The sequence below is a fragment of the Leisingera coralii genome (assembly GCF_049056525.1).
GTDB classification, from domain to species: Bacteria; Pseudomonadota; Alphaproteobacteria; order Rhodobacterales; family Rhodobacteraceae; genus Leisingera; species Leisingera coralii.
In genome coordinates this window covers 1-15,455 of record NZ_JBHUPT010000096.1, presented here as the reverse complement: position 1 = coordinate 15,455, position 15,455 = coordinate 1, and the positions used below count along the sequence as shown (strand labels likewise).

The window sequence follows — 15,455 nt, the reverse complement described above, 5'->3', positions numbered from 1 at the left end:
GGACCGCGCTGCGGGCCGCTGCGGCGCAGGCCGCCAGGTTCTGCAGCTTGGTTGTGCCGACCAGCGGCAGGGTAACCTCGGACTGCCGGATCAGTTCGGAAATCCGGTCCCGGACATGGGCGCCCGGATCGGCCGCCCCCGAAATTGCCTGCGCTCCGCCGAGGATTTCGCGCGCAATCACATGCACCCCGGCGGCGGCGGCCGCCGCGGCCACGCCGTCAAACGTGCTGTCCCCCGGCAACATCGGAATCTGCAGCGCCTGCACTCGAGGATCCTTTAGCGCGGCTTCGGCGCAAGCCGCATCATCGGGGGACACTCCAATCAGCCCCAACTTACCCGCCTTCTGGGCCTCTGCCAGAGCCTCCATCGCCTCTCCGTCCGGCAACACCTCCGCCGCCGGGCTGTGCAGCATGAACATCTCGATACGCTCCCGCCCGAGGCGGCGCAGGCTGTTGTCGATGCTGTGCAGCAGGAACCGCTTGTCCCAGCGCACGGGCATCGGTTTGGACCGCGCCGCGGCAACACCGCTGCGGGCCCGATCCGAGTGGCGGGCGACACCACGTAGCATCCCCTTGATCGGCAGCAGGAGGCGGCGCTTCCAGGTCAGATACTTGCCCGCCTTAGAGCAGACAATGCAGTCATCTCGGTTCCCCAGGACCTGGCCAATCAGCCGTTCGCTGTCGCCCTGGCCGTAGATGCTGGAGGTATCAAAAAACCGGATTCCCTCGTCCAGAGCCGTATGGATCAGCGCCACGGCCTCCGGCCCGGAGGCACCGTTGACGGACCCCAGGCGGCTGCATCCCAGACCGATCGGCAGGGCGCCTTGTGGCAGGAGCTGTGTCTCTGAGATTTTAAATGACATCTGATCGTCCCTGTTTCCTCAAGCGGATTTCATCAACTCTGAAAGCTGGCGCATCAGGGTTTCCCCCGCCATGGCAATATCGTCCCCCGGCGCGCCATGGCCTATCCAGGTGAGCAACTGTTGACCGGCCCCGCCCTGCGCCTGCGGCACCAAGCGTAGCACATGGGCCGTGTCCCGGCTGCCGTAATGATGCGCCCAGTACCCTTTCTCCAGTTCTGCCGAAGCCACAGGGGATAGCACCATGATACAGGTCTGCTGGCCGCTCTCCGGGTGGCGGAACAGCCAGCCCTGATCGGATTTCTCAGACTGCCAGTCTCCGGGCAGCCGCCAGTTCACCTGCCCTCTCGGCCCCCCACGCGACCAGCAGTCAGCAATCAGGAACCCCCGACCTGCAAACATCTGGACCGCCCTCGCCACGTGGCCCGGGCCGCTGCAGAACAGCCCTGCAATAACGTCTTCAGGCAGCCGTGATCCGGGCACCAGACGGGCCACGGCGGTGCGGCCGACCTTGAAACAACCTAGGAAATCGGCCGGTTCATATCCTCTCCAAGCCGGGCCGTTATGGGCAGCGGCACTGCGCTCATAAGCCCGTTCCGGACCGGTGTTGTAGCGGGAGGTGCCCGGATCGACCACTAGGCGCCGCCCTTGCAGGCTGATCTCGAGCGACAGGAAATCCGCATGCCCATGGCCCGGGTTCCAGCGCGGCCCTAAGGGACCTGCATCCATCACGCAGACATCGCCGCCCTGCGCCAGCCGCCCGTAACCGCCCGCGGGCAGCAGGATACGACCCTCCGGCGCGGGATCTCCGGTCCATACCGGCACCTCTCCGTGCCAGCAGTCGTTGAATAGGGCGACCTTGCCGTCGGGGTGGCACAGGGCGGCAAAGGCTGCGCGGGCCACCTCAAGCTTCCCCGCCAGCTCACGGCGCAGCGCCGCGGAGAGAAACGGTGCCTCGGCCATGACCGCCAGCGAGGCAACGCTCAACCCTTGATACATGGGCGAACGCTCGATCTGAGTACCATCGGCCAGAATGGTTGCCCGCACCAGCCGTGCGATTTCCCTTTCCAGCCGCGCCGCCACCTCAGCCGGAACCTCGGGCACATGGCTGAAATACAGGCAGAGTCCTGCCAGGTTGCGCTCCACATGGTTGTTGCACAGCTCGTGCTCGATATTGTCGAGCACGAAGGCCGCGTTCAGCCGCAGCATCCTGGCCAGAACCGCAGCGGTTTCAGCAGACACCCGGCGACGGCTGCCCCCCACCAGAAGCGCCGCACCAACGGCAAGCAGACGATGCGAGGCAGCATAGGGGAACCAATAGCCGCTGAAGGCGCCCGGCGCCGCCATATCCGTGCCAGCCATCGCACCCTCGGCCAAGGTCCTGGCCACCGCATCCTGCGCCGCATCTCCTTCCAGCAGCATCGGACAGAGAAACCCCATATGCGCCAGCTTGACCCGCCACATCTGGTGGTCTCCTTCCTCGGCAACAACATGGTTCCAGCCCACTTCCTGGGGCGATCCAAAGGCTACCGTGCGACCGTGAAACCGCATCTCTCCCCGCGGCACTCCGGGGGTCATGCCGCGGTATTCGGCACAGTAGAATTCTGCTGTTGCGGCCAGCCCCGGGGTCACATCTGCAGGCGGGACAGGCAATGGCAGGCCCTGGGCGATCCGTCCGATCCGGTTCCGGTAGGCCTGCGGGAAACGCGGCGCCAGCCGGTTGCGCAGCAGCCTGCGCAGCATATAGGCCGCCATCCGCGGCGACAGCCGGCTGACAGCCCTGAGCAGGATGGAAAACCGTTGCAATTTCTTCATGCGCCTATCCAGCGTTTCACGTCATGGTGCCGCGGCCTTCAGCCGCCGCAATATCAGCAGCCCGGCCGGAGCGGTGGTCACCAGGTTGCAGGCCAGGACCGTCAGCAGCAGATAGACCGGTGCGGTATCAAACGGCAGATGCGTCAGCGCCAGATTCAGAGCAGTCACTGCAGCCAGATATCCGGTGATCACGGCCAGCGGCAGCCCGGCTGCAACGCGCCAGGCAAGACCGCCAGCCCGGTTCACAAGATAAACGGGCACCAGCCCGGCCAGGCCCTGCGACAGCGCGTAGACTGTCACAAAACCTGAAATTTCCGGTGCGTCCCACAGCACTGCGGCGCCCAGCCCCAGGGTTGCTGCAACCTGCAGCAGGTTCAACCGGGCCATGGGTGTGACCTGGCCAAAGGCCTGAGAAGCCCAGAAGAACGGCGTTGTGACAGCGGCCCCCGCGCCCCCGATCAGGAAGATGCGCAGCACCGCCACCAGTGTTTCATCGCTTTGCCCCAGCCAGGTCCGGAACAGCAGATCCGCATGAATGGCAATCGCCAGCATGGCCGCGCCGACAAGAACAAGCTGCCCGGCAACGGAATCACGCATCAGGCGGCACACTCTGTCCTGGTCCTCAGCGGTGCGCATCGCCGCCAGACCGGGCAGCAATACGCGCAGCGCCTCGCTGACCGACTGGTTAACAACTGCTGAGACCCGCCAGGCGATGGTGAAGACCCCCAGGGCCTCCGCACCGGCCAGGGCGGCAATCAGCAGGCGCGACAGCGGGTCAAGCCCCCGCTGCGCCACGGACAGCAGCCCGAAGCCCTTGGTCAGTTTTGAAATCTGCGCCAGCTCTGCCCGCGGCCCCCGCAGCGCAAATTCCCGCCGTGTCATGAACCGGGACAGCAAAAACTCTGCCCCGCGCGACACCAGCAGCGCCAGGGCAAACGCCGTCGGCGCATGATCCGGCGCGGCGTGGTAGAACCCTAGCGCCGCGGCCGTTTGCAGCACCACCCGCAAGACGGTTTTCACATTGAACCAGTATTGCTCATGGTGGCCCATCCGGATCGCGATGAGCCAGTCCGAACCGAGCTGCAGCATGCCTGCCAGCACCGTCAGTGCCAGCGCCAGCCCCCAGTCAGGAGCCAGCCAGTACGCCCCCGCTGCGAACAGAATCGCCAGCGCGGCCAGCAGATGCAACAGCAGTCTCAGCACCGGTGCTGCCGCCTCCAGTCCGTCGCGCCCGATCCGGTAGGTCAGCGCATTTGTGATGCCGAATTCCGCCAACATCACCAAAAGCAGGACAGCATTGAGAAAGGACCAGGCGCCGACCAGATTCAGCCCGCCCCACTTCGCCAGAATACCAAGCAGCGCCAAGTTGAGCCCGGCATTGGCTGCAAAGGCAACCATCACGATGATGCGGGAGCGCGCCAGATTGCGCCTGATGAGGGTTTCCTGGCTTTCCGGTACGCGCGCGCCCTGATTGTGCGTGGTCATGAACTGAGCTCTCTTGAACCGGGGCTTTGGAATGCCGCAAGTGAGCCTACTGAAAAGACAACAAGGATAAACCAGCTATGGGGATCGACAAAGGCCGCGCCGGCATACCAGACGATCCAGCTGCATACGAGGCTTCGGAAAGGCAATACGACTCCAAGCTGGCGCAGCATCATGGTCACAAGGAGAATGAATATTGCGGTGCCGGCAAAACCAAGGAAGGACAATTGCCACCAGAATCCGTTCGACATCAGGTCCTCGGCAAGATTGTCCTGATACCAGGGGAACAGGAAAAAGGCGCCGCTGCTTTGCCAGGTTTGCGCGATCAAAGGGTACAGCCCGCTTTGGTTGCTTAGTCCCCAGCCGAACAACGGGTGGGCATATAGCGCCTCCAGCCCGACAGTATGCGCGACACCGATCCGTCCGTAGAAACTGCCGCTTTCAAGATGGCTGCCCGCCGTTTGCAAAAAGATGGTCAAAATCACATCGAAAGACAGGGCTGCGATCGCCCCTGCAAGACTCAGCCCGATCAATAGAGTGACTGTTCCTTTGAGGTTGCGCGGCCAGAATTGCCAGATGGCCGCTGCCAGCAGATAGAAGGCCATCTTGAAACTGGGTGCCAGCATGAAGCTCAGCGCGGCCATTGCCCCTAAACGTGCCCAGGATGCGATTTGGCCTCTCCGCGGGTCCAGAAAGAAAGTCATCAGGGTTATGGCCATGAGCGTGTCGGCCAGAAAGGATGGTTCGCTTGCAAAAACCGTTGGCCGGACGCGGCCATAAATCGACAGATCCCGTTGCGTCGCCTCGTATACTCCCCGCCCGCTGCCGGAATAGATCAGCTCGCGTATTTGGTCGAAGACGGGTTTCAGCCCGGCGCTTTCCAATGCGGCAAGCACAATAACGGTGATCCAGATCCAGATCAGCAGCTTGCGCAACCGGTTCTGATCAAGTGTCGAGACAGCAATGATGAAGGCCAAAGCGGCGGTGACGGACACCAGAAACTGCAGAATGCCAAGCAAGGTATTGTCGTAGCCGCTGCCCGGTGCGCTGCTCAAAATCGGAGTGATCAGGATAAACCCGGCAAAGGCTGCAAAGACTGTGCCAGCCCGCGAGAGCAGCTTTCTGTTGAAGAGCAAAGTGATCACCGCAGCACTCAGGAGCATCGGATACATGGGCAGAAGCAGGCTGCCCCCGGCATAGAGCGAAATACGCAGATGCGCTCCCAGCAGATAAATGATGAATAGCACCATTATGAACGTGCTGCGGCGCACTTGAAACCGCCTGCGGTGAAATGCGCTGCCCGTCATTTCTGCCCCCGGAGCTCGAGACTCATCCCGTCAGGTCCTGCGTGCCGCCGGTCATGGCCCGGGCCAGGGCCTCGGCCCGGGCCTGCCAGGAAAAGGCCGCGGCACAATCGCTGAAGGCCGTTTCGTGAAGCCGGTTCAGGCAGGCGTCATCATCCGCCGTGGCAATCACCAGATCCACCAGCTCCTGCAGGCCGGGCGCGCCCAGATACCCCGCGCCCTGGGCAGAGGGCAGCCCGCTGATTGCCCCCTTAAGCCCGATGATCGGCAGGCGGCGGAAGACCTGGGTCAGTAGCCGCAGCTTGAAGCCTCCGCCGGTGGTATCGGCAATGATCCCCATGCGCGCGGAGGCAAACAGCGCGTCCAGGTCCTCGACAAACCCTAGGACCTGCACCTGCGGGTACTGGCTGCGCAGCTGGCTACGCAGCTCCTCGTCCATGTCGCCTGCAATCACCATCTCGATGCCCGCGGCCTGCAGCCGCGCTGAGGCCGCCTGCATCCAGTCCAGCAGGATCTGGCGCTTCTGTTCGGAGCGGCGCCCGCCCAGGACCAGAACCCGCCGCGGCGTGCCGGGGCCAATGGTGCGGCTGCTGAGCATCGGGCCGTCATAGCCGGGCAGCACCGGCAGGTATTTGCGCCCGGGCGCAATTCTGCGGAAGGGCTCCAGATCAGCGTGATTGATTGCGGTGACAATATCACATTTGCGCAAAAGCGCCTCTTCAAGGCGGCGCACCTTGGTCAGATCCCGGGCTGCCAGCAGGCGCTCGGGCAGGCTCAGCCGGTAGCTGCCGTATTTCGCGGCCCGGGTGGGGTATTCATATTCATGGGAGACATAAATCAGCTTGGTGCCCGGATGCGCTGCCCGGTAGCGCTCGGCCTTGGCCAGCGCATGGCCGCTGCCCAGGTTGTCCAGCACGATGACATCCCATTCGGCCTGTAGCAGCCGGTCCAGTTCGCGGCGGTAATCGGGTTGTGCGCCTTTCCAGGCGATCAGCGGCCACCGCGAGAACACCGATCCTGCGCGACCGCTGCGCTGCGGCCCGGTGATGCGCCAGTCGATGCCCGCGGGCCCCTGCCCCTGTGCGGCACCGCTGTCCGCACACAGCACCGTCAGGCGGCAGGTCTGCGACAGAGCTTCGATAAGACCGCGGGAATACACCGCATCGCCCGCATTGGCGGGCGGGTAGGGGTGGACCTTGGCTAGGAACAGAACCCGGGGCATCACGGCCGGCTCCGGCGCCTGCTGTTTCACCGCCGCGGCCGTCATCGCGACTTCGCCGGGGACCAGATGACGAAGGTCTGCCCGCGCAGCGCGCGCAGCACTCCGATCAGCGTGGCAATCAGCGCCAGCACGATTTCCGCAACCGCTGCGGCCGGGCCGCTTTGGGCGTGCGCACCGGCCAGGGCCGCCAATGCGATCCCGACCAGGACCGCAAGCCCCAGATAGGGCGAGATCTGCGCGCCCAGAATGACCGCCAGCGCCGCGCCAAGCAGTAGGAACAGGCCGCCGAACCAGCGGATGATCTTGCGGGAGCCGTATTTGAACTTGTCCTGCGCCGCCATCTGCGCAAGCTGCGGCCGCAGGTGCAGATGGGTATGAAAGGCTCGCGTGGAAATCCGCACTTTGCGCGCGAACTCCTCGCTGCGGGCTGCCACCAGCCGCTCATAGGCCACCACATCTTCGACTTTTATCAGCCGCCGCCCGGCAAAGACCGCTGCCATTGAAACCGTCAGGTCATCCAGCACGGTGTCGGGAAACTCCGGGTAAAGTGCCCGGCGTAGCGAGAAGATGGAGCCATCCGCGCCCATTACATTGCCGGAGCGGCTTTCCTCGCTTTTCAGTTTTTCCTCCAAGCGCCAATAAAGCCCGCCTACCGTCGCGGTGGAGCTGTCTTCCGCACCCAGGTATTTCAGCGTGCCGCAGACACCACCGACCTCCGGATCGGCATACCAAGCCATCAGATTATCGACCGCCTCCTCATCCAGCAGAACATTAGCGTCTGTGAAAATGATGATATCGGCTGTGGCGATCGCAGCCAGTTGCTTCATACCGTAGGCCTTGCCATTGCGCCCACCGCCCTGCACCACGGTCAAAAGATCAGTTCGCGCAGTCATCTGCTCATATGTGTCGTCTGAGGACCCGTCATCAAACGCCAGCACTTCTAAGTCCGGGTGGCGCTGCTTGAGCATTTCGATATTTCGGAGTTTCTCAGCCATGACCGAGCCTTCGTTATAGGCGCAAAAGACAAGCGCTGCACTGCAGATATGCTCTGCATCATGGCTAACCGGCCGATCTGGTATGAGTTTCAGCAGCAACGGGTATATCAAATAGGGATAGACTACCAAAAACACGCAGGAGGCAAACAGTCCGCTAACAAGCATGATCATGAAAGGGATCCTTTCGTAGAAGCGTTTCCAGACAGCGGATCTGAAAAAAGACTGTCAAGGATGGTGGTGTTGAATGCCTCAGGGCTATGCGCTCGCAAAAAGACGGCATTGGACGGACGCGCTTCGACAGTGATCATTGCATGCGCCAGAGCACGCGGATCGGTCGTATCCACTGCAAGGCCAAGATTATAATGCTTCAGTTGATAGCCTATTAAGCCAGTGTGTTGGCCTATCAACGGTTTGCCAGCTGAGTTAGCCCAGAACATTACCCCTGAAGAGCCAATGTGATTTTGGTATGGTGCCATTACGACGTCACAATCGGTCACCTCTTGGGCCAGTGTGCTGTCATCGACGAAATCTTCGACCCATTCGATCACTATTTCTGGGTGATCTGCGCGCGCGCGCGCCAACCTTTTGCAAAACTCATCGCGCTCTTGCGGCAATGCGCGCCCGACAAAGCGCAGCGCAACCCCTTTACGGGCCTCCTCCGGCAAGTGTGCAAGCGCATCAAGGGTAGTGAATATCCCTTTGCGCGCGCCCAGCGAGCCGAACAAAAGGTAGCTGCGCCGCCCATCTGCGCGCGGGCGTTGCTTACGGTCCGACAAAAGGGACATGTCGGGAGTTGGATCGGGCAAGAACTTCAACAGGCCCATGGGCCGGGAAATTGCGCTTTGCGCTGCGAGTTCGTCCAGAGTAAACATCCGCCGCACAGCCGGACGACGGGCCGCTAGATATGTCCCCCATCGGCGTGCTGTCCCCACTCGGCGGCGCAGGGTCTTAGGCAGATTGTGAGAATTTGGGGGTCGGAAGACAATGCCTGATATTTGCCCCCTAACAGGACGACGATCTACTGCAGCACCAAACAATACATGATCAAAAAAAGGCAAAAACATTTGACCACCGGTTTCCGCCAAGCAGTCCCGCGCTGCGGCCCATTGCGCCAGCCCACGGGCCAGCAAGTTGTCCTGGCGCAAGGAAGCCAGATCATCTTCCTTAAGCAAGACCAATTCTATCCCGTTTTGGTTCACGATGTCATCCAGACGCTTCGCCATTACCGCTCCGGTCACCAAACGCACCCGCGTTGCGCGTCTATCTTGCGCTGCGGCAGATAATATCATCCGCGCCCAGAAGGTGCAGTGACCTGCTTCTAGAGGTTCGAAATAGTTAAAACAGGTCATCCGTCACCTTAGATTGGAGTTGGCATGAATTGAGGTAAAAATTATTAGTGAGACTAATCAAGACGGAAGCGAACTTAGAAAAGTTACTTCTATCGGATCAGTGTTTTTTTTCATGTTCTGATCTCGTTCCGAAGTTAGTATTGGCGTCACCAGCCCGTCATCGTGACAGAGCCGGAAAAATCCAGCTTCCGGAGAACCAAGGCTGGGGAGCAGCGCAATCAGACCCAATGGCTCTCCCCGAGGTGGAGGAAACTTGAGGCTCAGGTTAGTCAACTGGTGCACCCGATCATCCGGTCTAGTATTGCAACCTCAGATCGCCTTTAGGGCGGCCACAGCATCGGCGATCGGATAGTGATGGTTGCCCACGAACAGCCCGTTCGCGTCGATGTAATCAGCGTTAGCGAGCGCGCCGTGGATCTCATAGTCGAGGTATTTCATCACTTCGTTCTTGGCGAAATTTCCCGCCACGATGGGGCGGCATTCAAACCCGGCCGCCGCCAGCTGCTGCACCAGCTCGGCGCGGGTCAACCCCGTCTCTTCGCGCAGGACCAGCGAGAAGCCGAACCAGCTGGAATGGCCGATCTCACGCTGGATCATGAACTTGGGATGATCCGCCAACCTTTCCTGCACCAGCGCCCCATTGGCGCGGCGCCCTTCAATCAGGCCGGGCAGTTTCTTCAGCTGCTCCTGTCCGAGAGCCCCAGACATTTCCAGTGGGCGTAGGTTGTAACCCGGCAACACGAAGCGGAAGCTTTCTTCGAAGGGATCGTCGCTTTTCTCGCCCGTCACATGGTTGAACTTGGGCAGATTGCGGGTCCATCCGTGGGCGCGCAAGCTCAACATGACGTGGTAAAGCTCCTCGTCATCCGTCACTACTATGCCGCCCTCCATGGTTGAGATATGGTGCGAGAAGAAGGAGGAATAGCTGCCCATCACCCCGAAGGTGCCGGTCTCTTTTCCGCCATAAGTGGCGCCCATGGATTCGCAGTTGTCCTCGATCATGACGATGCGACGATCGCCGATCAGCGCCTTGATGGCGTCAAAATCGTTGGGGTTGCCCAGAAGGTTCACCACCATGATGGCACGGGTCCGATCGCTGATCGCAGCCTCCAGCGCGGTGAGGTCGTAGTTCAGGGTTTCGCGGTCGATATCGACAAATTTCATCAGCAGGCCGTATTGGCCGAGGGGGTAATAGGTGGTGGACCAGCTGACCGCCGGAACAATAATCTCGTCGCCGCGTTCCATCTTCAGGTCGGGGTTCTTGGTGAAACACAGCGCCGCCGTCATCAACAAGTTCGCCGAGGAGCCCGAGTTGACCATTACGGCAAACTTGCTTCCAAACGCGGCGGCGAAGCGTTCCTCATAGGTGCGCACTTCAGGTCCCATGGAGAACATGTCCGAAGCAATCACGCGCTGCAGCGCATCCTGTTCCGCCTGATCCCAGGAAGAGGTGGCAAGAGGGTACTTGAATGTCATGCGTGTCCCCTTTCCAGATAGTAGCGATAGGTCTGCGCTATGCCGTCGCGCAAGGTCGTCGTCGGCTGCCAGCCCCAAGCGGTCTGGCGGTCGGTGGAGCAGAGCTTCTGCTTCATGCCCACGGGCTTGCTCAGATCATGGGTGAAGTCGCCCTGCCAGCCGATCACCTCGGCGACGGTGGTGTAATAGTCGTTGATAGAATGATCGTACCCCAACCCGATATTCATGGCGCCGGGGATCTCCTCAAGATCTTTTGCCGCCTTCCAGATAGCATCGGCCACGTCAGCGGCGAACATAAATTCACGCCGCGCGGTGCCGTCGCCCCAGATCTCGACCGAAATGTCGCCCGCCTTCATGGCTTGATGCACCTTGTGGATGATGGCCGGCAGAAGATGCGAATATTTCGAGTCGAACTTGTCGTAGGCTCCATACAGGTTGCAAGGAATCAGCGTCTTGTAGAGCGCGCCCTTGTCTTCCTGGCGGATGTAGTCGCACAGGCGCATGGATATGATCTTGGCCAGGGCATAGCCTTCGTTGGTGGGCTCCAGCGCGCCGGTGAGGATGCTCTCCTCGCGCAAGGGGTTTCCGCCTTCGCGCGGGTACATGCAGGTGGAGGCGAGATTGATCAGGCGGGTCACACCCGCACGCCGCGCCCCCATGATGACATTGCGCCCCATAGCAAGGTTTTCATCGAGAAAGGCCACAGGGTTTGCCATATTGGCCTGGATGCCCCCCACGCGGCCGGCCGCGTGGATCACCAGGTTGGGCTTGTGTGTTTCAAGGTAGGCCGCCACCGCGCCCGCATCCGTAAGGTCCAACTCGGTACTGCGCGGCGCCAGAACGTTCCAGTCCCGCGCCGCCGGATGATCCAGAAGGTTGCGCCCCACCATGCCGCCGCCACCAGTCAGAAACAGGGTGCCGTTCGTGTTGCCCGCAGATGCCATGGTCTCAGTCCTCGCACACGACAGGTGTGTCATAGCCATGATCCTTAAGCACCCGCACCCGACGGGCGGTTTTCAGGTCCTCGGCGACCATCTCAGCGCACATTTCCTGGGTGGTGATCTCCGGCTCCCAGCCCAGTTTTTCCTTGGCCTTGGCCGGGTCGCCCAAGAGCGTCTCCACCTCCGCCGGGCGGAAATAGCGTGGGTCGATGCGCATGATCACGTCGCCGGGTTTGAGTGCCGGCGCCTTGTCGCCCTCAACCATCGCCACGGTGGCAATCTCATCAACATCGCTGCCCGTGAACTCCAGGTGGATGCCCAGCTCCGCTGCCGACCACTGGATGAACTGGCGCACCGAAAATTGCCTGCCGGTGGCGATTACGAAATCCTCCGGCGCCTCCTGCTGCAGCATCATCCATTGCATCCGCACATAGTCTTTGGCATGGCCCCAGTCCCTGAGTGCGTCGATGTTGCCCATGTAGATACAGGGCTCCAGCCCTTGCGCGATATTGGCCAGCCCGCGGGTGATCTTGCGGGTCACGAAGGTCTCGCCGCGGCGCGGGCTCTCGTGGTTGAACAGGATGCCGTTGCAGGCATACATACCATAGGCCTCACGGTAGTTCACCGTGATCCAATAGGCATACATCTTGGCCACCGCATAGGGGCTGCGCGGGTGGAATGGCGTGGTCTCGCGCTGCGGGATCTCCTGCACCAGCCCGTACAGCTCCGAGGTCGAGGCCTGGTAGAAGCGGGTCTTTTTCTCCAGCCCTAGAAAACGGATTGCCTCCAGCAGGCGCAGGGTGCCCACGGCATCCACGTCGGCGGTGTATTCCGGACTCTCGAAGGAGACCGCCACATGGCTCTGCGCGCCCAGATTATAGATCTCGTCGGGCTGCACTTCCTGGATGATGCGGGTTAGGTTCGACGTATCGGTCAGGTCTCCATAGTGCAGCTTGAACCTGGCATTGTCGACATGTGGATCCTGGTAGATGTGATCCACGCGGTCGGTATTGAACAGAGAGGCACGGCGCTTGATGCCATGCACCACATAGCCCTTTTCAAGCAGGAATTCCGCAAGGTAGGAACCGTCTTGTCCGGTTATTCCGGTGATAAGTGCTGTTTTCATATTCCTGATCTCGTTCTCAAAGTTAGTATTGGCGTCAGTCAGCGCCAAACAAGTCACGTGTGAAAACCTTGCCCGCAACATTGCGGATCTCATCGGTCATGCGATTGGCCACGATCAGGTCAGCCTCCTTTTTAAAGGCATCGAGGTCGCGTATTACTCGGCTATGAAAGAAGTGGTCTTCTTCCAGTACGGGTTCGTAGACGATCACCTCAATCCCCTTTGCCTTGAGGCGCTTCATGATGCCCTGGATCGAGGACTGGCGGAAATTGTCCGAGCCTGCCTTCATCACCAGCCGGTGAATACCCACGACTTTGGGGCCGCGCATGAGGATTTGGTCTGATAGAAAGTCTTTCCGGGTGCGGTTGGCATCCACGATAGCGCGAATAAGATTCTGCGGCACTTGGTTGTAATTAGCTAGTAACTGCTTAGTGTCCTTGGGCAAGCAGTAGCCGCCATAGCCGAAAGACGGGTTGTTGTAATGGCCGCCGATACGCGGATCGAGGCTAATGCCGTCAATGATCTGGCGCGTGTCCATACCTCCAGCCATCGCATAGCTGTCTAGCTCATTGAAGAACGCCACTCGCATCGCGAGATAGGTATTAGCAAAAAGCTTAACCGCTTCGGCCTCATCGGCATCGGTGAAGACGATCGGTACATCTGCTTCTTCGGCCCCTTGCAAGAGTAGATCGGCAAAGATACGGGCGCGTTCGGAACGCTCACCGACAATAATGCGAGAGGGATGTAGGTTATCGTAGAGCGCTCGTCCCTCCCGCAGAAACTCGGGTGAGAAAATTACTTGGTCCGTTTCCATTCGCGCCCGCAAACCGCGCACGTAGCCCACCGGAATCGTTGACTTGACGACCACGGTAGCGGCGGGATTTACCGCTATCACCTTAGCGATCACTGCCTCGACGCTAGAGGTGTCGAAGGAATGGCTTTGGGGGTCATAGTTAGTGGGCGTCGCTACAATCACATAGTCGGCATCCCTATATGCGGTCTCGGTATAGAGGGTGGCTGTTAGAGAAAGGTCGCGTGTTCTTAGGAACTCTTCAAGCTCCGGGTCAACGATTGGGCATTGGCGTGCGTTGACCATCTCGATCCGCATCTTGGAGATGTCGGTGGCCACGACATCATTGTGCTGAGCTAGCAGGACGGCGTTGGAGAGGCCGACATATCCAAGCCCCGCGACTGCGATCTTCATGCGAGTTACCTCCGTGCGTAAATGTCTTCGTAACGCACGATATCGTCCTCCCCCACGTAGGCGCCGGTCTGCACTTCGATCAGCACCATCGGCACCTTTCCGGGGTTTTCCATCCGGTGGACGGCCCCGAGCGGGATGTAAACGCTTTCGTTCTCGGTCACGAGTTTCACGTCATCATTCACCGTCACTTTCGCGGTGCCCTTGACAACAATCCAGTGCTCGGAGCGGTGCATGTGGCTTTGCAGTGAGAGCGACGCGCCGGGATGCACCTGGATCCGCTTCACCTGGAAACGGTCGCCTACCACCAGGCTTTCAAACCAGCCCCAGGGGCGGTGGTCCTTTGGCAACTGGGTGGCCTGCGCTGCGCCCTTGGCTTTCAGTGCGACGACCGCTTTCTTCACGTCCTGGACGCGCGATTTGTCGGCCACCAGAACAGCATCATTCATTGCAACGGCCATGATGTTCTCAAGCCCGATGCCAACTATCTCCAATCCCTCACTGTCCGAACGCAGCAGTGTATCGCGGCAGTCGATCGCCGTCGCTCCGTCGCTGGTGACGACGCCTTGCGCGTCCGGCTCGCTCTCGCGCCAGACCGCATCCCAGCCGCCAAGATCCGACCAGGCGGCATCAAAAGGCACCACAGATAGGTTGTCGGCCTTTTCCATCACCGCATAGTCGATGGAGATGTCTTCAGCGTGCGCCCATGGTTCCGGCGCTAGGCGGAGAAACCCGAGGTCGGATTTGGCTTCCTCGAGTGCGGCTCGCACCGGTGCGATCAATGCGGGTGCATGGACCTCAAAGGCGGCGATGATGTCCACGGCTTGGAACAGGAAGATGCCCGCGTTCCATTTGAAGTTCCCAGCTGCCAGCATTTCGACAGCTCTGGCGGCGTCCGGCTTTTCAACAAACTGCTTGACGGGTACAGTCGAACCTTCGGTCTCTGGAATGGTGGCGAGTTCAAGGTAGCCGTATGCGGTTTCCGCGTGGGTGGGAGTGATACCGAAAGTCACCAGCTGGCCCTGCCTCACGGCCTCAAGACCGCGAGCAACTGCGGCGTGGAAGGCATCAGTGTCGGGAACAACATGGTCTGACGGCGCAACCAGCAAGACGGCGTCTTTGTCTTCAGTAAAGGCACGCAGGGCGGCTGCCAGCACTGCGGGTGCTGTGTTGCGTCCTTCCGGTTCGATCAGGATTGTGCCTGGGTCAATGCCTATCGCTTGCAGTTGCTCAGCTACGATGAACCGGAAATCTGAGTTGGTGAGCACCATCGGAGCAAGGAACCGCAGGCTGTCTGTATTCCCCGATAGGCGCCGGGCCGAAGCCTGAAACAGTGTCTCTTCCCCCGTCAGAGGTACGAACTGTTTGGGGTAGCTTTTACGGGACAGGGGCCACAGCCGGGTTCCTGAGCCTCCACAAAGGAGGACGGGGGTAATCATCATAGTTAAAACACTCGCGCAAAATTCAGCCGCTCCATGGTCCTAGTGAATGGCTTTCTCAGTGGCAAGACTAGGGGCGATTATTTGGCAAATATTTCATCCTAAAGTTCATTAGCCGGGCACTGACAAGCGAAAGTGGGCGCGTTACGGCAACCCAAGCCAGTTCAATCGCGATGACGTGCTCCCCGCAGAGTCCGCGGTTATTAGTTCGCCCTGTTCAGGGTTTGGTCCTCTACTGACCGTTGGTGA

At 60.4% G+C, this 15,455-nt stretch carries 12 protein-coding genes; all 12 read right to left on the bottom strand.

Annotated elements, in window-relative coordinates; translation table 11 throughout:
* Nucleotides 1-862, bottom strand: an 862-nt coding sequence (locus ACFMBG_RS22960) for an aldo/keto reductase (protein WP_421056982.1), incomplete at its 3' end; no start/stop codon positions are given.
* An 18-nt stretch (nucleotides 863-880) separates the two neighbouring features.
* A complete protein-coding gene (locus ACFMBG_RS22955) occupies nucleotides 881-2,674 on the bottom strand; it encodes a heparinase II/III family protein (RefSeq protein ID WP_421056981.1) in 1,794 nt (597 codons plus the stop codon).
* 21 nt (nucleotides 2,675-2,695) lie between these two features.
* Nucleotides 2,696-4,159 carry a lipopolysaccharide biosynthesis protein gene (locus ACFMBG_RS22950; RefSeq protein WP_421056980.1) on the bottom strand — a complete coding sequence of 488 codons (1,464 nt, stop codon included), beginning with the start codon at nucleotides 4,157-4,159 and terminating at the stop codon, nucleotides 2,696-2,698.
* Nucleotides 4,156-5,463 (bottom strand): hypothetical protein, encoded by a 1,308-nt coding sequence (locus ACFMBG_RS22945; RefSeq protein WP_421056979.1) that lies wholly within the window; start codon nucleotides 5,461-5,463, stop codon nucleotides 4,156-4,158. Before ACFMBG_RS22945 ends, ACFMBG_RS22950 begins: the two co-directional genes overlap by 4 nt.
* 22 nt (nucleotides 5,464-5,485) lie before the next feature.
* Entirely contained in the window at nucleotides 5,486-6,682 is a 1,197-nt protein-coding gene (locus ACFMBG_RS22940; RefSeq protein WP_421056978.1) for a glycosyltransferase, read from the bottom strand.
* Between the two features lie 41 nt (nucleotides 6,683-6,723).
* Nucleotides 6,724-7,842: a glycosyltransferase gene (locus tag ACFMBG_RS22935; RefSeq protein ID WP_421056983.1), complete on the bottom strand. Its 1,119-nt coding sequence runs from the start codon at nucleotides 7,840-7,842 to the stop codon at nucleotides 6,724-6,726.
* Between the two features lie 2 nt (nucleotides 7,843-7,844).
* Nucleotides 7,845-8,900 carry a glycosyltransferase gene (locus ACFMBG_RS22930; protein WP_421056977.1) on the bottom strand — a complete coding sequence of 352 codons (1,056 nt, stop codon included), beginning with the start codon at nucleotides 8,898-8,900 and terminating at the stop codon, nucleotides 7,845-7,847.
* Between the two features lie 435 nt (nucleotides 8,901-9,335).
* Nucleotides 9,336-10,502: a DegT/DnrJ/EryC1/StrS family aminotransferase gene (locus ACFMBG_RS22925; RefSeq protein ID WP_421056976.1), complete on the bottom strand. Its 1,167-nt coding sequence runs from the start codon at nucleotides 10,500-10,502 to the stop codon at nucleotides 9,336-9,338.
* Entirely contained in the window at nucleotides 10,499-11,446 is a 948-nt protein-coding gene (locus ACFMBG_RS22920; protein ID WP_421056975.1) for a GDP-L-fucose synthase family protein, read from the bottom strand. Before ACFMBG_RS22920 ends, ACFMBG_RS22925 begins: the two co-directional genes overlap by 4 nt.
* A 4-nt stretch (nucleotides 11,447-11,450) precedes the next feature.
* Nucleotides 11,451-12,569: a GDP-mannose 4,6-dehydratase gene (gene gmd / locus ACFMBG_RS22915; RefSeq protein ID WP_421056974.1), complete on the bottom strand. Its 1,119-nt coding sequence runs from the start codon at nucleotides 12,567-12,569 to the stop codon at nucleotides 11,451-11,453.
* A 34-nt stretch (nucleotides 12,570-12,603) separates the two neighbouring features.
* Nucleotides 12,604-13,770, bottom strand: a complete 1,167-nt coding sequence (locus ACFMBG_RS22910) for a nucleotide sugar dehydrogenase (RefSeq protein WP_421056973.1) — start codon at nucleotides 13,768-13,770, stop codon at nucleotides 12,604-12,606.
* Nucleotides 13,771-13,775: 5 nt separating this feature from the next.
* Nucleotides 13,776-15,209, bottom strand: a complete 1,434-nt coding sequence (locus ACFMBG_RS22905; RefSeq protein ID WP_421056972.1) for a mannose-1-phosphate guanylyltransferase/mannose-6-phosphate isomerase — start codon at nucleotides 15,207-15,209, stop codon at nucleotides 13,776-13,778.
* Nucleotides 15,210-15,455: the final 246 nt, after the last annotated feature.

What these genes read in the sequence shown, in the direction of transcription:
- ACFMBG_RS22955 (WP_421056981.1), bottom strand. Translation starts at nt 2,674, where the DNA reads ATGAAGAAATTGCAACGGTTTTCCATCCTGCTCAGGGCTGTCAGCCGG.
- ACFMBG_RS22950 (WP_421056980.1), bottom strand. Translation starts at nt 4,159, where the DNA reads ATGACCACGCACAATCAGGGCGCGCGCGTACCGGAAAGCCAGGAAACC.
- ACFMBG_RS22945 (WP_421056979.1), bottom strand. Translation starts at nt 5,463, where the DNA reads ATGACGGGCAGCGCATTTCACCGCAGGCGGTTTCAAGTGCGCCGCAGC.
- ACFMBG_RS22940 (WP_421056978.1), bottom strand. Translation starts at nt 6,682, where the DNA reads ATGCCCCGGGTTCTGTTCCTAGCCAAGGTCCACCCCTACCCGCCCGCC.
- ACFMBG_RS22935 (WP_421056983.1), bottom strand. Translation starts at nt 7,842, where the DNA reads ATGCTTGTTAGCGGACTGTTTGCCTCCTGCGTGTTTTTGGTAGTCTAT.
- ACFMBG_RS22930 (WP_421056977.1), bottom strand. Translation starts at nt 8,900, where the DNA reads ATGGCGAAGCGTCTGGATGACATCGTGAACCAAAACGGGATAGAATTG.
- ACFMBG_RS22925 (WP_421056976.1), bottom strand. Translation starts at nt 10,502, where the DNA reads ATGACATTCAAGTACCCTCTTGCCACCTCTTCCTGGGATCAGGCGGAA.
- ACFMBG_RS22920 (WP_421056975.1), bottom strand. Translation starts at nt 11,446, where the DNA reads ATGGCATCTGCGGGCAACACGAACGGCACCCTGTTTCTGACTGGTGGC.
- gmd (WP_421056974.1), bottom strand. Translation starts at nt 12,569, where the DNA reads ATGAAAACAGCACTTATCACCGGAATAACCGGACAAGACGGTTCCTAC.
- ACFMBG_RS22910 (WP_421056973.1), bottom strand. Translation starts at nt 13,770, where the DNA reads ATGAAGATCGCAGTCGCGGGGCTTGGATATGTCGGCCTCTCCAACGCC.
- ACFMBG_RS22905 (WP_421056972.1), bottom strand. Translation starts at nt 15,209, where the DNA reads ATGATGATTACCCCCGTCCTCCTTTGTGGAGGCTCAGGAACCCGGCTG.